At 47.9% G+C, this 24,800-nt stretch carries 29 protein-coding genes and 1 other RNA gene; 9 read left to right on the top strand and 21 right to left on the bottom strand.

Annotation, left to right across the window (positions count from 1 at the left end; translation table 11 throughout):
• Positions 1 to 82: 82 nt before the first annotated feature.
• From ACI0FF_RS05920 to ACI0FF_RS05885, 8 genes are read right to left on the bottom strand one after another with little or no spacing between them, the layout of a single operon-like run.
• The gene (locus ACI0FF_RS05920) at positions 83 to 982 is read right to left on the bottom strand and encodes a cell envelope integrity protein TolA (protein ID WP_419799200.1); all 900 of its coding nucleotides are present in this window, start codon (positions 980 to 982) and stop codon (positions 83 to 85) included.
• Between the two features lie 6 nt (positions 983 to 988).
• Complete coding sequence (gene tolR / locus ACI0FF_RS05915; protein WP_417819807.1) at positions 989 to 1,447, bottom strand: protein TolR; 459 nt, start codon at positions 1,445 to 1,447, stop codon at positions 989 to 991.
• Positions 1,448 to 1,450: 3 nt separating this feature from the next.
• A complete protein-coding gene (gene tolQ, locus ACI0FF_RS05910) occupies positions 1,451 to 2,182 on the bottom strand; it encodes a protein TolQ (RefSeq protein WP_417819808.1) in 732 nt (243 codons plus the stop codon).
• Positions 2,172 to 2,612 carry a tol-pal system-associated acyl-CoA thioesterase gene (gene ybgC, locus ACI0FF_RS05905; protein WP_419799199.1) on the bottom strand — a complete coding sequence of 147 codons (441 nt, stop codon included), beginning with the start codon at positions 2,610 to 2,612 and terminating at the stop codon, positions 2,172 to 2,174. The genes tolQ and ybgC overlap by 11 nt, the downstream gene beginning before the upstream one ends.
• On the bottom strand, positions 2,609 to 3,661 hold the full coding sequence (gene ruvB / locus ACI0FF_RS05900; RefSeq protein ID WP_419799198.1) for a Holliday junction branch migration DNA helicase RuvB: 1,053 nt from the start codon (positions 3,659 to 3,661) through the stop codon (positions 2,609 to 2,611). The genes ybgC and ruvB overlap by 4 nt, the downstream gene beginning before the upstream one ends.
• Before the next feature lie 12 nt (positions 3,662 to 3,673).
• The gene (gene ruvA / locus ACI0FF_RS05895; RefSeq protein ID WP_419799197.1) at positions 3,674 to 4,306 is read right to left on the bottom strand and encodes a Holliday junction branch migration protein RuvA; all 633 of its coding nucleotides are present in this window, start codon (positions 4,304 to 4,306) and stop codon (positions 3,674 to 3,676) included.
• A complete protein-coding gene (gene ruvC, locus ACI0FF_RS05890) occupies positions 4,303 to 4,797 on the bottom strand; it encodes a crossover junction endodeoxyribonuclease RuvC (RefSeq protein WP_419799196.1) in 495 nt (164 codons plus the stop codon). The genes ruvA and ruvC overlap by 4 nt, the downstream gene beginning before the upstream one ends.
• A gap of 3 nt (positions 4,798 to 4,800) precedes the next feature.
• Positions 4,801 to 5,550, bottom strand: a complete 750-nt coding sequence (locus ACI0FF_RS05885) for a YebC/PmpR family DNA-binding transcriptional regulator (protein WP_419799195.1) — start codon at positions 5,548 to 5,550, stop codon at positions 4,801 to 4,803.
• A gap of 359 nt (positions 5,551 to 5,909) precedes the next feature.
• On the opposite strand from ACI0FF_RS05885, the gene ACI0FF_RS05880 reads away from it, so the two are divergent.
• Complete coding sequence (locus ACI0FF_RS05880; protein ID WP_419799194.1) at positions 5,910 to 8,072, top strand: methyl-accepting chemotaxis protein; 2,163 nt, start codon at positions 5,910 to 5,912, stop codon at positions 8,070 to 8,072.
• Between the two features lie 72 nt (positions 8,073 to 8,144).
• Here ACI0FF_RS05880 and ACI0FF_RS05875 read toward each other — a convergent pair whose 3' ends face one another.
• The 5 genes from ACI0FF_RS05875 to ACI0FF_RS05855 all read right to left on the bottom strand — a co-directional run bounded on the left by ACI0FF_RS05875 (position 8,145) and on the right by ACI0FF_RS05855 (position 10,557).
• Positions 8,145 to 8,957 (bottom strand): TIGR00282 family metallophosphoesterase, encoded by an 813-nt coding sequence (locus ACI0FF_RS05875; protein ID WP_419799193.1) that lies wholly within the window; start codon positions 8,955 to 8,957, stop codon positions 8,145 to 8,147.
• A 23-nt stretch (positions 8,958 to 8,980) separates the two neighbouring features.
• Positions 8,981 to 9,544 (bottom strand): 5-formyltetrahydrofolate cyclo-ligase, encoded by a 564-nt coding sequence (locus tag ACI0FF_RS05870; protein ID WP_419799192.1) that lies wholly within the window; start codon positions 9,542 to 9,544, stop codon positions 8,981 to 8,983.
• Between the two features lie 25 nt (positions 9,545 to 9,569).
• Positions 9,570 to 9,730, bottom strand: a non-coding RNA gene (gene ssrS / locus ACI0FF_RS05865) — 6S RNA.
• Between the two features lie 39 nt (positions 9,731 to 9,769).
• A complete protein-coding gene (locus ACI0FF_RS05860; protein WP_419799191.1) occupies positions 9,770 to 10,177 on the bottom strand; it encodes a cell division protein ZapA in 408 nt (135 codons plus the stop codon).
• Positions 10,177 to 10,557 (bottom strand): hypothetical protein, encoded by a 381-nt coding sequence (locus tag ACI0FF_RS05855; protein WP_419799190.1) that lies wholly within the window; start codon positions 10,555 to 10,557, stop codon positions 10,177 to 10,179. The genes ACI0FF_RS05860 and ACI0FF_RS05855 overlap by 1 nt, the downstream gene beginning before the upstream one ends.
• A gap of 213 nt (positions 10,558 to 10,770) precedes the next feature.
• On the opposite strand from ACI0FF_RS05855, the gene gap reads away from it, so the two are divergent.
• The 4 genes from gap (at position 10,771) to efp (ending at position 14,036) form a co-directional block, all read left to right on the top strand.
• Entirely contained in the window at positions 10,771 to 11,781 is a 1,011-nt protein-coding gene (gene gap, locus ACI0FF_RS05850; protein WP_419799189.1) for a type I glyceraldehyde-3-phosphate dehydrogenase, read from the top strand.
• A gap of 140 nt (positions 11,782 to 11,921) precedes the next feature.
• Positions 11,922 to 12,539 carry a thiamine phosphate synthase gene (gene thiE, locus ACI0FF_RS05845; RefSeq protein WP_419799188.1) on the top strand — a complete coding sequence of 206 codons (618 nt, stop codon included), beginning with the start codon at positions 11,922 to 11,924 and terminating at the stop codon, positions 12,537 to 12,539.
• 48 nt (positions 12,540 to 12,587) lie between these two features.
• Positions 12,588 to 13,376 (top strand): substrate-binding periplasmic protein, encoded by a 789-nt coding sequence (locus ACI0FF_RS05840; RefSeq protein ID WP_419799187.1) that lies wholly within the window; start codon positions 12,588 to 12,590, stop codon positions 13,374 to 13,376.
• A gap of 90 nt (positions 13,377 to 13,466) precedes the next feature.
• Positions 13,467 to 14,036 carry an elongation factor P gene (gene efp / locus ACI0FF_RS05835; RefSeq protein WP_419799186.1) on the top strand — a complete coding sequence of 190 codons (570 nt, stop codon included), beginning with the start codon at positions 13,467 to 13,469 and terminating at the stop codon, positions 14,034 to 14,036.
• Positions 14,037 to 14,108: 72 nt separating this feature from the next.
• On the opposite strand, the gene hisG is transcribed toward efp, so the two are convergent.
• Entirely contained in the window at positions 14,109 to 14,981 is an 873-nt protein-coding gene (hisG, locus tag ACI0FF_RS05830) for an ATP phosphoribosyltransferase (RefSeq protein ID WP_419799185.1), read from the bottom strand.
• 39 nt (positions 14,982 to 15,020) lie between these two features.
• Positions 15,021 to 15,908 (bottom strand): formylglycine-generating enzyme family protein, encoded by an 888-nt coding sequence (locus ACI0FF_RS05825; protein ID WP_419799184.1) that lies wholly within the window; start codon positions 15,906 to 15,908, stop codon positions 15,021 to 15,023.
• 89 nt (positions 15,909 to 15,997) lie between these two features.
• Here ACI0FF_RS05825 and ACI0FF_RS05820 point away from each other — a divergent pair, with 89 nt between their 5' ends.
• Complete coding sequence (locus tag ACI0FF_RS05820; RefSeq protein ID WP_426857698.1) at positions 15,998 to 16,939, top strand: pseudouridine-5'-phosphate glycosidase; 942 nt, start codon at positions 15,998 to 16,000, stop codon at positions 16,937 to 16,939.
• Here ACI0FF_RS05820 and ACI0FF_RS05815 read toward each other — a convergent pair.
• A complete protein-coding gene (locus tag ACI0FF_RS05815) occupies positions 16,936 to 17,361 on the bottom strand; it encodes a hypothetical protein (protein WP_419799183.1) in 426 nt (141 codons plus the stop codon). The genes ACI0FF_RS05820 and ACI0FF_RS05815 overlap by 4 nt on opposite strands.
• 97 nt (positions 17,362 to 17,458) lie before the next feature.
• On the opposite strand from ACI0FF_RS05815, the gene ACI0FF_RS05810 reads away from it, so the two are divergent.
• Complete coding sequence (locus ACI0FF_RS05810) at positions 17,459 to 18,847, top strand: MFS transporter (protein ID WP_419799182.1); 1,389 nt, start codon at positions 17,459 to 17,461, stop codon at positions 18,845 to 18,847.
• An 80-nt stretch (positions 18,848 to 18,927) separates the two neighbouring features.
• On the opposite strand, the gene ACI0FF_RS05805 is transcribed toward ACI0FF_RS05810, so the two are convergent.
• The 5 genes from ACI0FF_RS05805 to rpmE all read right to left on the bottom strand — a co-directional run bounded on the left by ACI0FF_RS05805 (position 18,928) and on the right by rpmE (position 23,297).
• A complete protein-coding gene (locus tag ACI0FF_RS05805) occupies positions 18,928 to 19,446 on the bottom strand; it encodes a pentapeptide repeat-containing protein (RefSeq protein ID WP_419799181.1) in 519 nt (172 codons plus the stop codon).
• A 201-nt stretch (positions 19,447 to 19,647) separates the two neighbouring features.
• Positions 19,648 to 20,796: a GMP reductase gene (locus ACI0FF_RS05800; RefSeq protein WP_419799180.1), complete on the bottom strand. Its 1,149-nt coding sequence runs from the start codon at positions 20,794 to 20,796 to the stop codon at positions 19,648 to 19,650.
• 156 nt (positions 20,797 to 20,952) lie between these two features.
• Positions 20,953 to 21,414 (bottom strand): Hsp20 family protein, encoded by a 462-nt coding sequence (locus ACI0FF_RS05795; RefSeq protein ID WP_419799179.1) that lies wholly within the window; start codon positions 21,412 to 21,414, stop codon positions 20,953 to 20,955.
• Between the two features lie 201 nt (positions 21,415 to 21,615).
• Complete coding sequence (locus tag ACI0FF_RS05790) at positions 21,616 to 22,878, bottom strand: DUF2336 domain-containing protein (protein ID WP_419799178.1); 1,263 nt, start codon at positions 22,876 to 22,878, stop codon at positions 21,616 to 21,618.
• 197 nt (positions 22,879 to 23,075) lie between these two features.
• A complete protein-coding gene (gene rpmE / locus ACI0FF_RS05785; protein ID WP_417819829.1) occupies positions 23,076 to 23,297 on the bottom strand; it encodes a 50S ribosomal protein L31 in 222 nt (73 codons plus the stop codon).
• Between the two features lie 188 nt (positions 23,298 to 23,485).
• On the opposite strand from rpmE, the gene cyaY reads away from it, so the two are divergent.
• Together cyaY and ACI0FF_RS05775 are read left to right on the top strand one after the other, a co-directional pair.
• Positions 23,486 to 23,791: an iron donor protein CyaY gene (cyaY, locus tag ACI0FF_RS05780; protein ID WP_419799177.1), complete on the top strand. Its 306-nt coding sequence runs from the start codon at positions 23,486 to 23,488 to the stop codon at positions 23,789 to 23,791.
• A complete protein-coding gene (locus ACI0FF_RS05775; protein ID WP_419799176.1) occupies positions 23,791 to 24,795 on the top strand; it encodes an asparaginase in 1,005 nt (334 codons plus the stop codon). Before cyaY ends, ACI0FF_RS05775 begins: the two co-directional genes overlap by 1 nt.
• Positions 24,796 to 24,800: the final 5 nt, after the last annotated feature.

The raw sequence follows: 24,800 nt of genomic DNA, 5'->3' as shown, positions 1-24,800 counted from the left end.
GATGCAAGATACGCAGTTCCTGTGGTTCTGCCAAGGGGCAGACGACAAAAACCTGATCCCTGCCTTGCAATTCTTACTCTGTTTACAGACCCAGAAGTTCTTTCGGATCGAAAATCAATGTCAGATCACGCCATTGATCATACGTTTCGCGCGACAACGGATAAGGCCAGCAACGACGGTTATTCACCGCACGCAACGCACTTTCCGCAGCCGCCTGATAAAACGGATCAGACAAACGGGTACGTGAAGCGATGGAGGCCGCCCGCGGCGTTGCATCCGGGTTCATCGTAACTTCGATCTCAATCTTCAGATTTTCCGCCTCACGCGCGCCAATGGGCGGGTTCCAACATTTGGCAATATGCTGGCGTAGCGCGTCAATTTCCGTAATGGTAAGCGGACGCGAGGCATCACTAAACTTACTCGGTTGTTTAATGGCTTCCTGAATAGATTTGGCAAGATCATCCAGTTTTAACTCTTCCTGTTCTTTTTCTTCTTTCTTCGCCGTTTCTTTCAAAGTCGGTGCCAAGTCTTTCATCAAACTGTCAAAGTCATTGCGCTGCGGCGGCTTTGGCTTTTGTGTAACCTGTTGTGGTTGAACACGCGGCTTTGGCTTCACTGGTTCCGGTTTCGGTTCGGGCTTTGGTTCCGGTTTAGGCTCAGGTTTCGGTTCCGGCTTTTTCTCCGGCACCGCCTCAGCTTCAGGCTCCGGTTCGGGCGCTGGTTTAGGTTCCGGCTTGGGAGGCTGAGGTTGCGGTTTGGGCGCAGGTGGCGGCGGTTTCGGTTTTTCTTTTGGTGGTTCCGGTTTCTTTGTTACAGGTTGCGGTGGCGGTACGTTGGAAACATCGTCAATTTGCACAACCTCCACCACAATGGGTGGTTCCACAATCAGGTCGCGATCCGGCAACAACGGAATCCCGAAATAAGCCAGCAGAATAACCACCAGATGAAGAAAAAACGATATGGATAAGGGGCCGCGCATCACTTCTGGTTATTTCTTTTGACTGTTGGCAGGATTGCGCGCAATCAGCGCAACCTTGGTAAATCCGGCACCGTTCAAAACGCCCATGACCCGCATCACTGTGCCATAGTCAATTTTTTCATCACCGCGTACAAAAATACGAATATCCATATTGTTTTTGGAAATTTCCATCAACAAGGGCGCCAATCCATCCAATTCAACAGCCGTATCCTGAACAAAAAGCTTACCTTCCTTGTCGATACTAACCGCCAAGGGCTCGTCTTGCCCTTGAATCTCGCCTGCCTTGGTTTTCGGCAAGTCGACTTCAACTCCCACCGTCAGCAAAGGCGCTGTTACCATGAAAATAACCAGCAACACCAGCATCACATCGACCATCGGGGTCACATTGATTTCCGACATTTGTGCTGAAGAACGACGGCGTCCGTAATGCCCGCGTCGGCCTGAACCTGAATTGAATGACGCACCCATGATTTACTTCTTTTCGTCTAGTTGACGAGACAAAATAGCACCAAACTCACCGGAAAAACTATCCAGACGCCCGGCATAGCGATCAAGGTCGCGTGAGAGTTTGTTGTAAGCGACCACCGCCGGAATCGCAGCAACCAAGCCAAGTGCTGTTGCAAACAAGGCTTCAGCAATACCAGGGGCAACCACTGCCAATGTGGTGTTTTTCGTTTGTGCAATCGCTGTAAAGGCATTCATAATCCCCCAAACAGTCCCGAACAGACCGATAAACGGTGCTGTTGAACCTGTTGATGCCAAGAATGTCATATTTTTTTCGACCCGTTCCATTTCGCGCCCGACCGTAATTTGCATCACACGATCAACACGGTCTTGCAAACGGGTACGCATTTCATCCCCGGTACCGCGCCCTTTCGCCTGAGAACGACGGACTTCGCGCATTGCGGTCACAAACACAGCAGACATCGGGTCTTCCGGCTGATTGCCTTGGGCGTCATACAATTGGTCCAAAGACTGCCCGGACCAGAATTTATCCTCAAAACTATCGGCTTTTTTGTTCAGACGGCGTAAACGTACAATTTTGTCGAAAATAATCCCCCAACACCAGATGGAAGCCAGCAACAACCCCACCATCACGGCCTGTACAATAATATCGGCTCGCATAAACAAGCCAAGCATACTCAGGTCGTGTACCTCGACGGAGCCTGCCAGTACGGCTGCCTCGACCAGATTATTTTCCATTGTGAACCCCTAACATTTTCATAAACACCTGCTTGATATCATGCGGAATAGGAACCGGACGGCCTTCCAAATGAATGCAGGCAATTCGCACTTTAACGTGAACCAACGTATCTTCGCCACGTTTTAAGACCTGTTCCATTTCCAAAGACGCGCCACCCAACTTAACGAGACGGGTGTGGACTTCCAAGAAATCATCCAGTTTCGCCGGTTTGCGATAATCTGCTTCAGCGCGACGTACCGCAAACGCAATCCGATCCTTTTCCAGTAATTCTGACTGATGAATATTGAAATATCGTAAAAATTCAGTTCGTGCGCGTTCAGCAAATTTCAGATAATTGGCATAATAAACAATTTCACCCGCATCTGTGTCTTCATAATAGACACGGATGGGGAAAATGAAGGTGCCATCTTCCAAGCGACCTACAGTCATTCATCACCTGCCTTTTTCAATAAATCCATTTGCGCGGCCTCACGTCCCTTTGGCGCATCCAGTCCCAAATGACGATAGGCGGCTTCCGATAACATCCGTCCGCGTGGGGTGCGCATTAACAGGCCTTGCTGGATCAAATAAGGTTCCATCACTTCTTCGATCGTGTCGCGTTGTTCAGACAAGGCCGCTGCCATCGTTTCAACACCAACAGGACCACCCCCGTAATTTTCGCAAATACATTTCAGATAACGACGGTCCATCTCATCCAGACCGCGATGATCCACTTCCAATCGGTTCAAGGCCCCATCGGCGCAAGCTGCATCCACCGGGGACACACCGGCCACATGGGCGAAATCGCGAACCCTGCGCAACAAACGCCCGGCAACACGAGGGGTCCCGCGGGCACGTTTGGCAACCTCATGGGCGCCGTCCGATGTCATTTCCATCCCCAAAATACGTGCGCCACGCGTGACAATTTCTTCCAGTTCGTCAACTTCATAAAAATTCATCCGCAACGGAATGCCGAAACGATCACGCAACGGTGTGGTGATCAACCCGGAACGCGTTGTCGCCCCCACCAATGTAAAGGGCGGCAGATCAATGCGAACAGAACGTGCCGCCGGTCCTTCCCCAATGATCAAATCAAGCTGGAAATCTTCCATCGCCGGATAGAGCACTTCTTCGATAGCCGGGTTGAGGCGATGAATCTCATCAATAAAGAGAACATCATAAGGCTGCAAATTGGTCAACAGCGCCGCCAAATCACCCGCTTTTGCAATCACAGGTCCGGATGTGGCACGGAATCCGACACCCAGTTCACGTGCAACGATTTGAGCCAGTGTTGTTTTCCCCAGCCCCGGTGGACCGTAAAATAAAACATGGTCCATCGCGTCCCCACGTGCGCGTGCGGCCTCAACGAAAATTTTTAAATTCTCACGAACTTGTTTTTGACCGATAAATTCGTTTAACGCCAAAGGCCGCAAGGAATTTTCAGAAACATCATCTTCGGAACGTTCCGGCGAAACCACGCGGTTTTCATCTTCATACATATCTGATGCCCCCTAGCCCAACACCGATAATTCCGACAAGGCAAGGCGGATGAGATCATCCAGCTTACCCTCACCGCCCAATTCCTTATTCACCTTGGAAACAGCCGCCAAAGCTTCGCTGCGCCCATAGCCAAGATTGACAAGGGCGGAAACCGCCTCCACCGGCGCACCGCCAAAACCCGTTGATGAAGAAGTCACTGCGCCTGCATTAGACGAAAGTCCTTCAGGAGTGCTCAGCGCAATGGCACCAGCCTTATCTTTCAGTTCGGTTAAAATCCGTGTTGCCACTTTCGGGCCAACGCCATTGGCTTGCGTTAAAACCTTTTTATCCTGTGCGGCAATCGCATGCATGATGTCCTGAGCCGTCAAGGCTGACAAAATGGCTAAACCAACTTTGGCCCCAACGCCCTGAACCGTTGTCAAAAGCTTAAACCAATCGCGTTCTGCCGCATCACCAAAACCATACAAATGGATATGATCTTCGCGTACATGGGTCTCGATCAACAACGATGTCGCCTCGCCAACTTTAGGCAATTTTCCCAATGTTTTGGCAGAGGCAAAGACAAGATATCCCACGCCGTTCACGTCCAGAATGACCCAATCCTCCCCGACGGAATCGACCAAACCTTTTAATTTGGCAATCATGCGATCCCTCCCCATTTATCAGGTGTATTGCGATTGTGCGCATGACAAATAGCCACCGCCAACGCATCTGCTGCATCAGCACTTTCTATTTTGGCGGTGGGCAACAAGGTTTTCACCATCATTTGAACTTGTTCTTTCTGCGCGTGTCCACTCCCTACCACCGTCTTTTTGACCTGATTGGGTGTATATTCAAACACAGATAATCCGGCACGCGCCGGTGTCAACATCACGACACCGCGAGCTTGCCCCAATTTCAATGTCGAATTCGGATTTTTATTGACGAATGTTTCCTCAACAGCCGCCTCGACGGGACCGAAGCGTTTAAGAACATCTTCGATCCCTTCGTAAAGCTGTACCAGTCGTTCCGCCAAGGGGCGTTTGGAATCCGTCTTGATGGCACCATCGGCAATACACCGCATTCGGTTCCCATCAATGTCAATGATCCCCCACCCGGTTATGCGCAATCCCGGGTCCAGCCCCACGATACGCATCGCTTAGCCCGCCAGGCTTGCCATGACCTCGTCAGAGACTTCCATATTCGTGAAGACATCCTGAACATCGTCCAGATCTTCCAACGCTTCAACCAGCCCCATCAAGCTTTCTGCCTTGTCTGCATCCAGTTCGGTCGTATTGGTTGGTTTCCAATCCAGCGCAGCTCCTTTTGAGTCGCCAAATTGTTTGACCAATTCATCAAGAACAGCATGCAATTCATCGGGTTCACACGATATTTCGTGGGCTTCGTCCGTTGTTTCCACTTCGGTCGCACCAGCCTCCAAACCAGCTTCAAACATCGCATCCCCATCAGCAACATCCAATGGATATGTGATCAAACCGCGACGCTCAAAACTGAACGCAACAGAACCGGTCTCACCCAAGTTACCACCTCGTTTTGAAAAAGTAGAACGTACATCGGATGCTGTCCGGTTTTTGTTGTCGGTCAGGCATTCCACAATAACGGCAACACCGCCGGGGCCGTAACCCTCGTAGCGCATTTCAACGAAATTATCGCCGTCCATCTCGCCGGAACCTTTTTTAATGGCCCGTTCGATATTGTCCTTCGGCATGGACGCCCCTTTCGCCGCAGCAATCGCTGTACGCAAGCGCGGGTTCATATCGGGGTCAGGTGTGCCCATTCCGGCAGCGACCATAATTTCTTTTGACAGTTTGGCAAATTCTTTGGCGCGCTTTTTGTCCTGTGCGCCTTTGCGATGCATGATATTTTTAAACTTGGAATGACCAGCCATGGTTCCTACATTTAATCCTTAACTTTTCTGAAAATGACGAGAAATCCATCTCTGACATTCTATTAACACATCTTGGCAACAACAAACAATGTGCAGCTTCGAACATTTCCTATTTTAACTAAAGTACCATTTCATAAACATAAAATAAAACTTAAGTATAGACACAAAAAGATAAGATACAGTAACCGTATGAAAAATATACATTTCTAAATCACTGAAAAAGAAAAATTTCCCTATCATATGTACGGTTTCTTATGTCATAAATACTTCCGAAATTTGCGAAATATCCCTTGGGGTAATTCGACCAAAAGCAGTAAGCTGCAAAACAGGTTGACCGAAACCAAAGATCGGAAAAGATAATGTCACTGTCAAACGTCAAAATCTCAGTCAAACTCCCCGCTATCATCGTCATTCTCGCACTTGCGTCGATCCTGATCACAGGACTGCTTGCTTATACCAAATCAGCCGACAATATGCGCATTGCCGCTGATGACAGCATGCAAACCCTTATTGACAGTCGAACGCATTCCATCATGTCTTTGATGGAAGGGATACATCAGGACTTAGGGATTTTATCCAGCAACCAAATGGTCAAAGATGCCTTGGTTGAACTGGCTGTTGACTACGAAGATATTGGCGCCGAATACGGCGATGCCACCGCGTTCTTGCAGAAGGAATATATTGAAGATAATTCCAATAGCGCCGGTGAACGCGACAAACTGACACGGGGGCAAAGCGAAGATGCCTACCATGACACACATCAACGTTATCATGCCTGGTTCCAGCCCCTTGCAAAATCACGGGCCTACCATGATTTGTTTATTGTCGATGCCAAAGGCAACGTTATTTATTCCGTTTATAAAGCACATGATTTTGCGACCAACCTTGAAAAGGGCAAATGGAAAGACACAGACTTCGCAAAGATTTTCAAAGAAATTAAAGAAAACGGCGACAACAACGCTTTCGTGACGATGACAGATTTCGCCGCCTATGAAGCCGATAATAACGAAGCGGCCAGCTTCATGGGAAGTCCGGTGAAAAACGAAGAAGATGTCTTCGTCGGTGCATTGATTGTGCGCATGCCGATTAAACGAATCGATCAGGTTATGCAAAACCCGCGCGGTCTTGGCAACACAGGCGAAACCTACATTGTTGGTAAAGATAATCTTTTGCGCAGTGATCTGCGTCTGGTCAAAGAAAAGACCATTATTAAACAAAAAATCAGCAACGAAGCCGTCAAAGCCGCCCTTAAAGGTGAATCCGGTCTTGTAGAAACCACAGACTTTAAAGGCGAAGATGTCTTTGCAGCCTATGCCCCACTGGACTTCATGGGGATGCATTGGGGCGTCGTTGCTGAAATGTCCGAAGACGAAGTTCTGGAACCCGTGCGAACCATGCGCACCTTTATCATCGTTGCCGCCGGGATCACCCTACTTGTCATTATCGTTATCGGTCTTGTCGTTGCCCGTAACCTTGCCAACCCGATTGCGGCGATGACCAAGGTGATGCATGCTCTTGCCGCAGGTAATCTCGAGGTTAAAATCCTTGAAGACGAGCGCAAAGATGAAGTCGGTGAAATGGCAGAAGCGTTGCGCATCTTCCGCAAAAACGCACAGGAAGTTGAAAAACTACGCGACGAACAAGAAGAAACCCAACGCCGTAGCGAAGAAAAACAACGCGCTTTCCTCAACCAAATGGCCGACAATTTCGAAAATACTGTCAGCAGCGTCGTTGAAGCCGTAGGGACTGCCGCACAAGATATGGAAACAACGGCCCAAGGTATGTCGCGTACCGCCGCTGCCACATCAGAACAATCAAATGTGGTTGCCCAGGCCGCCGAACAGGCAACTGGGAACGTACAAACAGTTGCTTCTGCTGCTGAAGAACTGTCCGCATCCATTAGTGAGATTTCCCGTCAGGTTGAACAGTCCCGTGAGATTGCGCAAGAAGCCGTGGATGAAGCCCAACAGGCGACAGACACCGTCAGCAGCCTTTCTTCTGCCGCCAACAAAGTGGGCGAGGTTGTCGAGTTGATTACCTCCATTGCTGAACAAACCAACCTTCTTGCCTTGAACGCCACCATCGAAGCCGCCCGCGCCGGTGAAGCAGGTAAAGGGTTTGCGGTTGTAGCTTCTGAAGTAAAAAATCTTGCTGATCAGACCGCACGCGCAACGGCTGAAATTACGGAACAGATTGATGCCATGCAATCGGCTACCACCGATGCGGTCAGTGCCATTTCCAACATCGGTCAAACGATCAACAACATCAACGATATCTCCAGCAGCATTTCCATCGCCGTTGAAGAACAAGGGTCTGCAACAATCGAGATTTCCAAAAACGTTCAGGAAGCCGCAAGCGGTACGGTCGATGTGACAAAGAACATCGAAAACGTAAACCTTGCTGCTGCAGAAACAGGCAAAGCCTCTCAAATGGTGCTGGAAGCATCAAGTGGGCTGAACTCGCAGGCAACTGCATTGAAAGATGTTGTCCAGAAATTCTTGCAACAGGTTCGCGGCAATTAAAAGGCCACGCAAATAAAAACAAAAAAGCCCCGATGTTCTTTCAGTCATCGGGGCTTTTTCTTGTTTAATTCATTACAAGGTCGGTATAATTTCTATTAAACGTCCACCGAGCCTGACCGGCGAAATCGTTTGTGCCAAACCCGTCTTATCATCGGTTTCAACAAAGACTGCACATAACGTCGCCGGACCTTCCGCTGGCGTCAAACGTCCACTTATTTTTTTGGTAAACCGTTCAATCGGGACCGATTTTTCCATCCCGATCACGCTGTCATAATCGCCACACATGCCCACATCAGTTTGATAGGCCGTACCGTTTGGTAAAACCTGCGCATCTGCCGTCGGGATATGAGAGTGTGTTCCCGCCACCAGCGACACACGCCCATCCAAATATTGACCCATCGCCATTTTTTCGCTGGTTGCTTCGGCATGAATATCCACCAGTGAAGCCTGAACATCACGGCCTAAAACATGCTTATCCAACACCGCCGACAACATGGTAAACGGATCATCCAACGGGTCCATAAACAACCGCCCCATGACCTGAGCCACAAAGAAACGGCGATTATCTTTCATTTCATAGACATGAAAACCTCGCCCCGGTGTGCCTTCCGGGTAATTCAACGGGCGCAACAATCGCGGTTCATCGTCAATAAAATTCATGACCTCGCGTTGGTCCCATGCATGATTGCCGGTGGTGATAACATCGACACCAACATCATAAAAAGCATCGCAAATCTTGCGGGTAATGCCAAACCCATGTGCGGAATTTTCCCCATTGACGATGACAAAATCCAGACCGAGTTGCTCACGCAATTGTGGAACTTGTTCCAAAATTGCCTTTCGACCACTTCGGCCCATCACATCGCCACAATAAAGAAAACGCATATATCTCGTCCATTTTTTAAAAATCACGCTTTGATGTGAATAACCCGTGTCGGCGTAACAATCCAGTTCATTCTTTGATCCAGACGATCCGTCGGGACTTCATCCACAGCCTGTTCATCATAAGCAATCCCGACTTTGGTGACTGTGGGCAAGTTCACCAAAGTGCGATCATAATAGCCCCCACCAAACCCCAGACGTCCCCCTTGAAGGTCAAAGGACAATAAGGGGACAAGAACCAAATCGGGGATAACGAGCGGTGCATCTTCGCGGGGGTGGAGTGTCCCATGCGGCCCCGCGACCAACACATCACCGGGCAACCATTTGCGAAAAATCAACGGTGTGTTTTTCTTCAGCACAACGGGTAACGCACAGACCTGCCCCCGTGCCTGCAATGATTGCAACAATGGGCGGATATCAAGTTCACCGGACATGGGCCAATAGGCCGCGACCCTCTGATAAGATTTAAAATGATCTTCGTTCAAGAACATTTGCTGCACCAGCAAGGCAAGTTCCGGCTTATTGATCCCTTTGCGTAACGATAGCATACGCAGGCGCAGACGATTTTTTTCTTCTTTTAGAGAACTCACGCATCACCTCGTTCGATTAGGTGCGGGTGAAGCCACATAAGCCGTAATGTTGACTAGATCCACCATAGGCCTGCCAAAGCAGGTGGGCGCCGTGTAACCACCCCACGAGGTGGACAGGGACAGCTCCCGATGGTTTCGATATTGGCCCCGGGGATTCATGAACACCGACGCACTTCGCAGCTTCACCTTGGGCTATATAGTCAGTCTTTCTGGAATTGTCACGCCCTATTGCGCAGAAGGGTCGTCGACTTCGCCTTCATCCTGAACAATCGTCTCGATATCGCTCATTTCCTCAGCAATATCGGTATCATCCATTATTTTTGCAATTTCAGTGATTTTTTGCGTCAAGCGGTCCAGTTTTTGAACAATCATCTCGTCTTTGCGTTCCCGAACGGCGACGCTATGTTCCACCTTATAGGTTTCCAGCTCGTCATTTTTATCGCTCAGCTCATCTGCCAGCAACAAACTGGTCATCACCATCAGACGTGTATCGCCCAACTGCCCGACGGCTGCCGCCAATTGACGCACACGGTCATCCACATAACGCCCCAATCGGGAAAGCTGCGCTTCTTGGCCTTCTTCACATGCTATCTCGTAACGGCGACCATTAATGGTAACAGCGACTGAAGCCATTATTCGTCCTCCTCTTCATCCAAGATTTGCTGGACATTCCCGATCAATTTTTCCAACCGCACAGCAAAGTCGGTTTTGATCTCATGCAAAGATTCATTTTGTACGCTGAGAGCCTGATTATTGTCTTCAAGGTCTGAAATTTTGTCCTTCAGTTCTTCAAACTGCGTATCGTAATCTGCCTCGGTGTAAGCTTCCAATGCTTCGGACAGCGCAAGATTATCTTGCTTCAATCCTTCGATCTGGTTCTGCAAAACCTCAATCTGTGCCGCATCGACTTTTGTGCCTTGCGACTCGCAAGCTTGCTCTAGAACCAGAACGGCTTTTTCGAGTCGATCAAACGCAGAGAGAATACGCGGTGATACTTGTGCAGAAACGGACAAGGACGAACCCCACTTAATATATGCTGAGAAATTCCAAGGCTAAGGTAATGACAAAAAATACCACATTGAGCAAGCCCCAAGCGAGTCCAGCAAAAACAAAAGTCATAAGCCCAGTGCATATTTGGTTGCTTATTCCATAACTCGATGCTGGTTTTGTTACCCTCTAACGTGCTATAAAACATTAGGTTTTTATAAATGGATATGGAGGATACAATGGCTATTCGCGTAGCGATTAACGGTTTTGGCCGAATTGGACGTCTTTGCTTACGCGCCCTCATTGAAAGCGGGCGACGCGACCTTGAAATCGTTGCGATTAACGATCTCGGTCCAGTTGACTCCAACGCACATCTCCTGAAATACGACTCCGTTCACGGGATTTTATCCGCTGATGTTTCCACCACCGACAACACCATTGTTATTGATAAAAAACCGATTAAGTTTATTTCAGAACCCAACCCGGCGAGTCTCCCTTGGGCAGAGATGAACATCGATATCGTCTTTGAGTGCACCGGAATTTTCAAGGCCCGTGACGAAGCGCAGGCCCATATTGACGCCGGAGCCAAAAAGGTCTTGATCTCCGCCCCCGGAAAAGACGCCGATCTGACAGTTGTTTATGGTGTCAATCACGATCAATTAACCAACGATCATAAAGTCGTTTCCAACGCGTCTTGCACCACCAATTGTCTGGCCCCGGTTGCCGATGTATTGAACAAAGCCGTCGGTATTGAAAAAGGATATATGACCACCGTTCACGCCTACACCGGTGGTCAACGCATGGTCGATATGCTGCACAAAGACATGCGCCGTGCCCGCGCTGGTGCGGTTTCTATGATCCCGACGTCAACAGGGGCCGCCAAGGCTGTTGGTCTGGTTTTGCCGGAACTGGCCGGTAAATTGGACGGATGTGCCATTCGTGTCCCGACCCCCAATGTATCCATGATCGACTTAACGTTCGATGCGTCCCGCCCGACAAGTACAGAAGAAATACATGGGGCAATCCTTGAGGCGGCTCAAGGACGTATGAAAGGAGTCTTAGGGGCATATGATGCCCCACTGGTTTCCATCGATTTTAATCATAATCCACATTCATCCTGTTTTGATTTGACCCAAACAACCGTCATGGGGGGGACTTTGGTACGGGTCTTATCTTGGTATGATAACGAATGGGGTTTTTCCTGCCGGATGCTGGATACGGCCCTGACAATGGCTAAAACTGGCAAGTAAATCACTATTATCGCGAATTGTGTGAAGTAAGGGGGCGATTTTCGTCCCCTTTTTTGCTATAGAAAGGTTGTTATTTCAACAACTGTCCCAAATGTATGGGCGCACAAGGTTCTGGCATATGCCAGCAAGACAGGATCAACATGAATACGCAGCTTTATCTGATTACACCGCCCAAAATTGAATTGGATGTTTTTGCCGACACCCTTATTGCGGCACTAGATAGCGGTGAAACCGCCTGTGTTCAACTACGCCTGAAAGAGGTCGATGATGATACGGTCCGTCGTGCATGTGAAAAACTACAACCGCTTGTACAGGACCGCGACATCGCATTTGTGCTGAATGATCGCCCTGATCTTGCCAAGGAAATGGGCTGCGATGGTGTCCATATCGGACAGGACGATACGCCTTACAAAAAAGCCCGGGAAATAATGGGGAAAGATGCCATTATCGGCGTTACCTGCCACGATTCCAAACATCTGGCGATGATCGCTGGTGAACAAGGGGCAGATTATGTGGCTTTTGGCGCTTTTTACCCGACTGACACCAAACAAGCCAAAACAAAGGCCGAACCCTGGATTTTGGAATGGTGGACAACCATGTTTGAAATCCCCTGCGTTGCCATTGGAGGTATCACAACAGACAATGCCCCCCCGTTAATCGAGGCGGGTGCAGATTTTCTTGCGGTATGCGGTGGTGTTTGGAACCACCCAGAAGGCGTTGAACACGCCGTAAAATGCTTTAACAACCTGTGCGAATGATCTAGAATGCTCAAAAAAAGCTGATCGCGATATAGAGAAACTGCAAAAATGACCGCTCGTTTACACATCAAACGACCCTTATCATTATGCCTTGCCTTGTTGGTTTGCTTCTATGCATGGGGAATGAACGACCTTCATGCACAGGAAAAACCACCATTACGTATCGCAACCCTTCCCTTGCCACCTTGGGGCTATAGAACAAACGACCATATTTCCAAGGGGATTTGTTATGAATGGGCCAACGCCATTGCCAAACGTATGGAACGAAAAAGCGAGAACCGAATTGTTCCGATGGCAAGGTTATTCAAATCATTAGAATATGGCAAAGCTGACTTTTCGATCGTTTTGCGCACCCCCTATTCAGAAAAAATCACAGTCCCGGTTGTCAATGTTGGCATTGATTTTCGAACTGTCGTCTGGCCGCGAAAAGGTATCAAAATTAATAGTTATAAAGACCTTCAAAACCTAAGCTTATCTGTAGCACGCGGTTTAAAGGTTGGCGGTAAATTTGAACAACAGGAAAATCTGAATATCGTCCCCTCGATGGATTATGCCCATTCAATGCTGTTATTTAAGGCCGGTCGCGTTGATGCCGTTGTCGGCACAGAACAAAGTCTGGCATATAATGCCGTTCGCACAGGCCTGAGTACCAGTTCCGACTTTGACACTCCTTTTGAATTGGATCGATTGCAAGGATGGGTTCAAGCATCAAACCAGTATGCCCAACGCGAGGGGGTGGATGAATTAAAAAAAGCGGCACAAAGTTTGATTGATGACGGAACCTTTCGCCAAATTTACCTGAAATACCAATCTTCGCTCGTGACTTTGAAACGATAAGGTGTCTTTGCGCAAAAAGGGTTGGCTTTAAGGGAAACTTCCTGCTAATTTCGCGCCAATTTCAGTGTTTATTTCAGGATATCCAGACCTATGAAGATCAACGGTAACGAAATTCGCCCCGGCAATATCATCAATCACAAAGACGGCCTGTGGCGCGCTGTGAAATGTCAAGCCGTCAAACCTGGTAAAGGTGGTGCCTTCAATCAGGTAGAACTTAAAGACATTCGCGTCGGTACGAAATTGAACGAACGCTTCCGCGCATCAGAAACCGTTGAACGCGTTACCCTTGAACAAAAAGAATATCAATTCCTTTTTGGTGACGGCGATTTGCTGACATTCATGGATAATGAAACTTACGAACAGATCGAAGCCAACCGTTCTATGTTGCTTGATGAACAAGCACCCTTCCTGACAGACGGTATCACCGTAACGATTGAATCACACGAAGGCGAAGTTCTCGGTATTACATTGCCGGAAAAAATGGCTTTTGAAATTTCCGAAGCGGATCCGGTTGTAAAAGGTCAAACACAATCTTCTTCCTATAAACCTGCTATTCTCGAAAACGGTGTGAAAATTCTGGTTCCCCCGCATATTGAAGCAGGAACGCGCGTTGTTATTAACACAATGGACGGCACATACGTCGAACGTGCAAAAGACTAAACCGTCTTGAATAACGATATAAAAAAGGGCGCTGATCATCAGTGCCCTTTTTCTTTGCAAATATATCCTTGCCTAACAAATTTTCTGCAAAGGCAACTCCAGGATACCTTGTGCCCCGGCTGCCTTCAGCGCCGGAATAAGATCGCGTGTTAGCTTACGATCCACAACCGTTTCCACCGCATGCCAATTTTGGTCAGACAACGGATTAACCGTCGGTGAATGCAAACTCGGCAACATCGCGACAATTTCACCCAGATTGGCGTCCGGTGCATTCATTTTTAACAACACCTTGTGACGCGCAGAAAGTGCCGCCTGTAACATCAGGGCAATTTGGTCGATCTTGGCTTTTTTCTGCGGGTCTTTTAACGCGGCTTTATTGGCGATCAGGACCGTATGGGTCTGCATCAATTCTTCGACAATGCGCAACCCGTTGGCCTTGATGGTGGTTCCGGTTTCTGTAATTTCCACAACCGCATCTGCCAAGCCTTGAATAACCTTGGCTTCCGTTGCCCCCCAGGAAAATTCCACATCTGCCTGAACACCATTTTCTTCCAGATAGCGTTTGGTGAAACCGACAAGTTCTGTCGCAACCCGTTTTCCATCCAGATCCTTGACACTTTGAATGGGGGAGTCTTTTTCCACGACCAGCACCCAACGTGCCGGCTTATCTGAAACTTTGGAATAAATCAGGTCACTGACGACTTCCACATCCGAATTATTTTCCTGAACCCAATCCAGACCACACAGGCCGACATCCAGTACGTCATCTTCGATATAACGCGACATTTCCTGAGATCGCACGAGAGAACATTCAATATCGTCATCATCAATTACCGGAAAGTAATTACGTGCCCGTTTCTTGATGCTCCAACCGGCTTGTTCAAACAATTCGATCGTGGCTTCTTCCAGACTTCCCTTCGGAATACCAAGTTTCAAAAAGGCCATTCTTTCGCTCTCTTTCACTTCATCATATAAAAATGGAAATCAATTTGCGACTTCACGCACAAGTCGGAAGCCGATTAAAATATGTTTCATATCCCAGCGCCGGTGATGACGTGCGGCTGCGCGGCAAACCCCGCACCCCCGATCATCCCAGGCCCCGCCTTTTACCGTCATGCGGGAGGCTTCGCCCGGTGTACTGGTCCATTCATAGACCTGCCCGGCCATATCCAGCACACCGAAAGGACTGGACCCTTCCGGGAAGCTGCCCACAGGTAACGTATCGTGTGGTCCAATATCTGCGGTGTTGGCTTTTGCCGGATTAAAGTCATTGCCCCACGGATAAGCCCGACCATCGGTGCCACGTGCTGCTAGTTCCCATTCCCGCTCATTGGGCAGGCGCCAATATTGTCCTGTTTTTTCTGACAACCATTTGGCATAGGCCTGCGCATCTTCATAACTGACTAAAACAACCGGGTGACGATCACGCCCTTGAGGATAATCGTTTGGCCCCCATGCATATTTGCGCGTACTTTCATACGTATGGTTCAAACCATAAGATTGCCAATCCACAATATCAACGTCCGGTGCGCCGTAACCGCTATCCCGAACGAAAGCCGCATATTGAAAATTCGTGATAGGTGTGCGCGTGATATAAAAACTGCGCAAGCGTACCTGCTGTAACGGCAATTCTGCCTCATACCAGTTTTGTTCGCGCGTTACTGGCACGTTATAGGCAGCTTCATCTATGTGATAGGCTTTTTCACGTTCGCTATCAGATGAGCCGATATAAAATACGGAATTCGGAATGAAAGACAGCGCGGGAATTTCCTGTAACGGATTAATTTTTTGTTTAAACGGCGTGCTGACACAGGCGCTTAAAGCAAGGCAACAAACACAAACTGCCAATTTCTTCAACCGTAACAAAAACATCAATCCCCCGTATGCTTATTATTTGGTATAACATCCCTTAGGACAAGCATAGACGCAAGTCAAAATACGAAAAAGAAAGGTAAAAAGGAATGAGAAAGCCGATCCAGCGCAGACTTCTCATCAGCGATGATGTTAAAGAGGCTTTTTTTAATAAAAAAGGCATTGTCGCACTGGAAAGTACAGTCATTACACACGGGCTTCCTTATCCTGATAATTTAAAAACCGCCCTCGCCCTTGAAGAAACCATCAAGCAACACGGCTGCACCCCAGCAACCATCGCCGTCATCGACGGCATCATCCGGGTTGGATTAAATCTTCAAGAACTGGAACAATTGGCACAGGACCAAAGCGCCCTTAAGCTCAGCAGACGCGATATGCCTTACGCCCTGTCCCAGAAAAAAAATGGCGGTACAACGGTTGCGACAACAATGATGATTGCCGAACAAGCCAATATTCGTGTGTTTGCCACTGGCGGTATCGGGGGGGTTCATCGTGGTGTGGGCGAAACGTTCGATATTTCTGCCGATCTTGAAGAACTGGGTCGCTGCAACGTCTGTGTTGTCTGCGCCGGAGCCAAGGCTGTTCTTGATATCCCCAAAACGTTGGAAGTGCTGGAAACAAAGGGTGTGCCAACAATATCGTTTGGCTGTGACGAATTTCCGGCCTTTTATTATCGCAACAGCGGGGTTAAGGGGGCCTATCGACTGGATTATGTGGAAGAGATCGCAGACCTGTTAATCCAAAAATGGAATATGGTTGGCTGGCCCGATGGTCTTCATTTTCAGGGCGGTGTACTCATCGGTAATCCGATAGACCCGGAATTTGAATATCCGAAAGAAGATGTCGAAACATGCATACAGCAGGCTTTAGCGGAAATGACCGTAAGCGGGCGTGATGTGACACCTTACCTGTTGGCACGTCTTGCAGATTTAAGTCAGGGAAAAAGCAAGATCAGTAATATTGCCTTATTGAAAAACAATGCCGCCTTGGCTGCCCAAATTGCACGCAGCCTCAGCGAAAAACGGAGCTAAAAATTACTGATCGGCCCATTATCAGATTTTAAGCCGTCACCCAGAACATAGAAATCAACACCATCAATGGCGAAAAAGACCAATCCAATCAGGATAACCACCCAAAGGCCTATTTTGATATTCCCGCTTTCATGAAGCTGGTAGGTTTTCGCTGCTTGGTTCATATGACTAGGGAGTAAGATTTCCACCTCACCTTTTGTCGGTTCTTCAGAATGCATCAGGCTTTTAAAATTATCGCCAATGCTGGAAAACCCACGGTGCAGAATATTATATTCGCTTAAAAACGGCAAAAAGATCGCCAATAAAAAAAAGGCACCTGCAATCATCCCATAATAGGGGACATACCCTTTCGAAAAGGCATGACCGACAAACAGGGATGAAGCTATCATCAAAGCAAATGAAAGAACGAAAAGTTTCTGCATGTTCAATCGTACTATTAAAGTTATATTCTAAAGCATATCTTATCGTTACGTGGATTAGAACCTTCGAACCTATTTATTTACAATTTAAGTCAGACATATGAACCAATCTGCACAATCCCCCCTCAAAAACCCGGCCTATCGCAACCTGTTCGGTGCACAGGTGACCTCTTTGATAGGAACCGGATTGACTACAGTTGCACTGGCTTTACTCGCCTACGACATGGCCGGTGAAAATGCCGGTCAGGTTCTGGGAACCGCCCTTGCCATCAAGATGATCGCCTATGTCTGCATTGCGCCAATTGCCGGTGGTTTTGCCCATCTTCTTCCTCGCAAACAAACACTGATTTTTCTGGATCTCGTGCGTGCAGGGCTTATTCTCACCCTGCCGTTTTTATCGACGCAATGGCAGTTATATGGGGTTATATTTGCCCTTAATGTTTGCTCTGCCTGCTTTACACCGCTTTTTCAATCCACGATTCCCGATCTGTTACCCAACGAAGAACGTTATACTAAGGCACTATCTTATTCCCGGTTGGCCTATGACCTTGAAAACCTGCTCAGTCCGACATTAGCGGCCCTGCTTTTAGCCGTCTGGAGTTTTGATAGCCTTTTCCTTTTAAATGGTCTGACTTTTTTGGGATCTGCTGCGTTAGTGGTTATCACAACCTTCCCCCAACAAGCCATTGCCGAACGCGAATCGTCCCTCTGGCATAATATTAGTTTCGGGGTTAAGGCGTACGTGCGTACCCCACGTTTACGCGGCCTATTGGCCTTGCATGGAGCTGTCGCCTGTGGGGGCGCAATGGTTATCGTCAATACGGTCATTTATGTACGGGCCCATTTGGGGTTGGGAGAAAGTGAAACAGCCTATGTGATGATGGCATCAGGCGCAGGGTCCATGCTCGTCGCACTCTTTTTGCCGCGACTTCTAAAAAAGATCCCGGATCGTCCGATGATGATCTTAGGAGGTAGTCTCATTGCATCAGCCCTTTTATGGGGGGTAATCCTGCCCCCTCTCGCCGGATTACTTGTTATCTGGTTTTTATTGGGGGCAGGTTGGTCACTCATTCAAACACCTGCCGCTCGGGTTGTCACACGGTCAACCACCCCGTCTGATCGGGCCGCTTATTTCAGTGCCAATTTTGCCCTGTCTCATGGTGCTTGGTTTATTGGTTACAGCCTAGCTGGTTGGTTGGGGGCAAATATCGGTCTTTCCCAAACATTTGCGATTCTCGCCTGCTTGGCTTTTCTCATGACCCTGTGGGCGCTAAAACTTTGGCCGACCAACGACCCGGTTGTCATTGAACATACTCATCCGGCACTTTCCCACGATCACCCACATACCCATAAAGACCCTCATCATCACCACACCCATGAAGGTTGGGAGGGACCAGAGCCTCATGTTCATGAGCATCGCCACAAAGAAACGCAGCACGCCCATCCCTTTGTTATCGATACCCATCACGTCAAATGGCCGCAACGTTGATGTAAAAAAGGCTTCCAGTTACCTGAAAGCCTTTTTAGATTTAATTGGACCTAGAATATCCGTATTCAGATCAAATATGCTTATTTACATTCGCCGATAGAACCTTCGGCACAGACGCGACCATCCACCCATGTGGCATTGCTTAAATTTGCCTGAAAAAAGACCGCCCCCTGAATATTCGCCCCTTGCAGGTTGGCCCCACGAAGATCCGCATCAACCAATAGAGTTTTTGTCATATTAGCCAGCATCAAGTTAGCATTTTGCAGGTTTGCCGCATGCAATTGGGCAAAAGAAAGGTTCGCCAGTGTCATGTCTGCGCCCTTCAGGTTAATAATCTCCATATTGGAGCCTTGCAGATTAATGCGTTTCATATTCGCCCCGTCCAGACGCATCTTCGGCATGGAAGAATAGCTCATATCCACACCTTCGATTTGTGCCCCAACACGAATGGCGTCCGTACATTGGGCCTCTGGTTCAAATTTACAACGGCTATTGATGTCATTCTTGGGATCAATTTGATCTGTCCAAGCATGCGCAGAAGTTGCTAAGCCAAACCCGAAGATGGCGGTTAAAAAAGCATGCTTCAATTTGTGAGACATTACATAACTCCAATGTTTATATGTTGAATAAATAATACAAGTGAAAACAACAGAATTCATTAACCTTAGTCAATTACGAAATTGTAATAATAAATATTTAACAATAATTTTATGTTGATTTAAAACCTAAAAAATTAACCTCTTCAGGTCAAAAAGAAGGCCTTTCATTTTCAAAAAAACCTTCTTTTCATTACATCCGCATTAAGATTTGCCAAAGACCTCGTTGATTTGCTGTGACACCATTACAAAGGTCGTCCGTTTGGATAATTCCTTTAAACTTTGTGCCCCAACATACGTACAAGTCGACCGCACACCGCCAAGTATTTCCCCCAAGGTTTCATTCACCGGGCCACGATAAGGGATTTCAACGCGTTTACCTTCACTGGCACGATATTTTGCCACACCACCATAGTGTTTATGCATGGCGGTGTCAGAAGACATGCCATAAAATTCGAGGAATTTTTCCTCACGCACAATTTGTGTACCGTTTTCGTCCAACTCATTTGTCAGATAACGACGGGTCAAGACCTCCCCGTCGCTTTCGTCATGGCCAGCTAACATACCGCCCAACATGACAAAGTCCGCCCCGGCGGCAAATGCTTTTGCCACATCACCGGGAACCGTACATCCCCCATCCGCACACACAAGACCTTTCAAGCCATGAGCTGCGTCCGCACATTCAATAACCGCAGATAATTGTGGATAACCGACTCCCGTCATTTTACGGGTTGTACAAACCGAGCCCGGCCCAATCCCCACTTTGACGATATCAGCCCCAGATAAGATCAACTCTTCCGTCATTTCGCCAGTCACCACATTCCCGGCCATAATGACTGTATTGGTGTGTTTTTTACGAATGCGTTCCACAATACGAGCAAACCGTTCGCTGTATCCATTGGCGACATCCAGGCAAATGAAAACAGGCTGATCCTTGGGGCGATTTTCCGCAATTTTCATCACGGCATCCAGCTTTTCACCATCCTGATCCGTAATCCCAAATGAAAAGAACGTGCTATTCCACGCATTCAGCCCGCCTTCCACTGGTTCCAGAGGGATATTTTCCTCCGCCTCAATACGTCTTGCCTCTACAAATTCTTGATAGTCTTTCAAATCATAGAATTTATGCAAGGCGGTCATCGCGCCGTGTTCTGCCAATTTTTTCGCCATACGAAAGGTTCCGACCGTATCCATATTTGCGGCAATAATCGGCACACCCTTCCAATGATATGGGGAATGCGGAAATCTAAATTCACGATGCATGTCTACTTCAGAACGTGACAGCAAATAAGATCGTTTCGGGCGAATGAGAACATTTTTATAGTCAAGTTTGACTTCAGTATCGATACGCACGGGCCAATGGCTCCCTTGTTAATAGCACCGATTTCCGAGATTATCACTTTCTTGACTAACTGGACAAGAATTAAAAAAACGGCGTGCAAGTTTATAAAACTTACACGCCGAGTTGCACTGGTAACTTGGGAGTGAGGGGGCAATCAAGATGCGGGGTTAAGCAGCATCTTTATGTACCAGTGCCTTGGGGTTATCTGCGGTAATTTCAATTTTTCGCGGCTTCAGACTTTGCGGAATTTCGCGCACCAGATCCACATGTAACAAACCGTTATCCATGCTTGCCCCAACCACTTTCACATGGTCGGCAAGCTCAAAGCGTTTTTCAAAGGCGCGACGTGCAATCCCGCGATGCAGGAACTCACGCTCAGCAGCTTCTTCGGTTTTGGCTTGTGCGGTGATTTCAAGGCTGTTTTCTTTCACCGTAATCTCAATATCGTCACGGCTGAAACCGGCAACGGCCAAACTAATTCGATAAGCGTCTTCCCCACTGACTTCAATGTCATAGGGCGGATAGGTGTTAGCGGCTGTATCAAGGCGTGCGGCAGCTTCCAAAGCGCGCTGCATACGATCAAAACCAACGGAAGAACGCAAAAGGGGTGTTAAGTCAAAACTACGCATGTCCATATTCTCCTCTGAGCAACATGGTTGAAAATGATAAACCTTCCCATCATGGGCAAGGCGGTTTCACAACAAGGAATTTCATTTGAAAGACCCGCTTAGCGGCATCGTTTCGTCCTTGTGTACAGAGGAATTAGGCAGCGTTTTTCAAGGACGCAAGGGGAAGGTTAAATATTTTTTTTCGCGGTTTTTCAAACAGATTTAATCTTCGCCAAACAATTCCAAATGCCAGCTCAATTCATCTTCCGTTAAAGGGTATTCCCCTTCCTGTGTCGCTTTCAAAATATTTCCAATCGGCATTTTCGCCAATTTAAACTGCAGACTTTCTCCTAATGGAGCAGAAATACCCGCACGCCAAGCCAAGCCCATCATTCCTTTTGCGCTTTGCGAAGAAATGATTTTTTTCACTTTCACACGACGCATTTTCGATAGGACAGACAGGCCTGCAATAACATATTGCCATTGCGAATCGTCTATCCAGCCGATCAACAACTCTTCATTCAGCTTCCCTTCTTTATGAAGTTCTTTGACCTCATCAATCGGGTCGCCTATCCCTCCCTCATCTTCAATTTCCGCATCAAGACCATCGCATTCAATACGCTTTTTGACCTCATGCTTAATGCTAACAATGACATCATCAGCAAGGTCTTTGCGTTCCTCCAATGACTTAAGCAAATTATCTGCCAGATAGTGCGCCATTCGTTTTGCCGCGTTTGAACTTAATTGCGGGCGTTTAACCAAGGGGACGTGCCATTCAACAATGTCCTGGGCGCGTTCAGCCAAAAGATCGAGGGCTTCTTCCCGAATTTGTGCACTTTTATTGCCAAGAAGATCCGCAATCGCACTTCTTTCATTGGTTGAGATAACCGCATCCGAGACCGTTTCTGACACATGAGCGCGTTTTGAAATAGCATTCAACGCCCCTTTCGCGTGGGTCGAAGAAATAATCTCCAGCAGATCTTCGTCACTTAAAACCGGGGAAAACTGCAACACCGGGCCGGAAACAACCAATTCCATATCACAGGCAAGTTGTCGGATAACATCGCAAGGCACCCCATCCACATCTTTCAAGGTTTCCGACAAGATCTGGCGGACCTTGATCGCCTGATCACGCGACAAAACCATAAGTGCTTCAAAGGTTAGCGCCTGAATTTTATCACGTTCAGCTTCGCTGACATCCGGGGCAAGCTTGGCAATTTTTTCAGTTAGTGGCAGACGCACGTCTTCGTCACGGTCACTTGCCAGCAAAAGATCTGCCTGACGCGGTGTGGCCGGGTTCAACGCGATATGGCGCCGGACCTCCATTTCCTCGTCTTCTGCCAAATAATAAAGGATTTCAGGTCGGATATCTTCACGTTGTGCCAATAGACAACGCACGCTCACATCATCATGTGATGCCAACTCCTGCATTTCTTCATACGTGAGTTTCTCGTTGGCAGCGCGTTTTTTATCGATATCCTTCATGGCCTACACTGTCTCTTATTTTTTTATCTCTTTGGATAGTTTTGCGGTCTTCTATTCTTTTTGCAACCCAAATCATAAAAATAAAGGCGACAGACCTGTAAAGATCTATCGCCTTTTTTCTCTTTTCCTAAATCCAAACGGATTCTAAGGAACGTCTATCCCGACACAAGAGGGTCGCAAAATAACTTGCGCGCGCCTTATTTGATGCCGAAGTTGGAGAAACGCTTGTTGAATTTCGCCAGCTGCCCGCCAGCGTCAAGCAAACGGTGAACGCCTGTCCATGCCGGGTGAGCTTTCGGGTCGATGTCCAGTTTCATAACGTCACCTTCTTTGCCCCAAGTGGAACGTGTTGTGAAGGTAGAACCGTCTGTCATTTGAACGGTGATTTCGTGGTATTCAGGATGAATGTCTTTTTTCATATCTTCGTCTCAGTTTCTTAGGCCCCGCACAAGGCAGGACAGAGTTGTCGGGAAAACGAGGCGCCTATATACCGACTATACTTGTCCTGTGCAAGGCCTTCTTTGCATTTTTATGTAAATCACCTTGCCGCCACCTTGCCACGTTGCTATATCCGATTGAGTGTTTGACCATTATAAGGGAAATTCCAATGGCACTTGATGAAACCCGTTTTAACGCAATTGCGGACGAACTGCTTGAAAATCTGTTCGATCAACTCGATGATGCCATTGGAGGTGACGCTGATGTCGATCTGCAAGACGGGATTCTCAATATCGAACTGGATGCAGGTGGTATCTATATCATCAACAAACACGGCCCCAATCGTGAGATTTGGATGGCCTCCCCAAAAAGCGGGGCAACGCATTATGCTTATGACGGCACAAACTGGATTGGCACACGTGATCAAGCCAATTTACTGGAACGATTAAGTGAAGAGCTGAAAGTCACCTTATAATGAACCCCGTTTTGATTGAAGTCACACGCGGGTCCACCGTTGAAAGCCAACATCGTGGTGCCTTTTGTGTTGTAGACACCCAACGTAACATCATCGCGTCCCAAGGTGACATTGACAGCCCCGTCTTTCCCCGATCCAGCATTAAAGCCATACAGGCCTTGGTCATGATGGAAAGCGGTGCTGCTGAGACTTACGGTTTCAACGATGAAGAAATTGCACTTGCTTGCTCCTCACATAACGGGGAAGTCGTTCATGTCGGTGTGGCACAAGCCATGTTAAACAAACTCGGCTTATCCAAGGACATGCTGCAATGTGGCTCCCATTGGCCCATGAGCGAAGAAGCAGGCCGCCATCTTGCAATGGAAGGGGAAACGCCCTGTTCCCTGCACAACAACTGTTCTGGCAAGCATTCCGGTTTTCTGGCCTATCTTAAAAAAGAAAAGATCATGCCCACCGGGTACGGTCAACCTGATCACATCTTGCAGCAAAAAATTCGAAATACACTGGAAGATGTCTGTGAAATCGATCTTTCCGCGGCCCCGATTGGAATCGATGGTTGCGATATTCCCACATGGGCAGTTCCCTTGAAAAACCTCGCTCTCGGATTTGCCAAATACAGTCGGCCCGATTTATTTTTTTCACCAGATCGCACCAACGCAATAACCCGTATCACACAAGCAGTCCTTGCCCACCCTTATATGGTCGCAGGCAAAGACCGTTATGATACGCGATTAATGGAAGCCTTCCCTGGGCGCATCTTCAGCAAAGTCGGTGCGGAAGGTGTCTTTTGTGCTTTTGTCCCCGAACGCGGTCTAGGGATTGCTGTCAAATGTGATGATGGAGCTGTGCGCGGCGCAGAAACCATGCTCAGCATTGTACTGGAAGATCTTGGCGTCTTTACCAAAGACGATTTTGATAAAGCCGGTGTTCTGGACCTATTGGTCCACCCCCTCAAGAATCGTAACGGTGTTCATGTCGGTGACATCCGCCGCGCCTCAATATAAAAACA

It is taken from the genome of Terasakiella sp. 4MB5A (genome assembly GCF_050058155.1).
GTDB classification, from domain to species: Bacteria; Pseudomonadota; Alphaproteobacteria; order Rhodospirillales; family Terasakiellaceae; genus Terasakiella; species Terasakiella halodenitrificans.
Note: the sequence above shows the minus strand (reverse complement) of the source record. Positions and strands in the feature narration are given on the sequence as shown.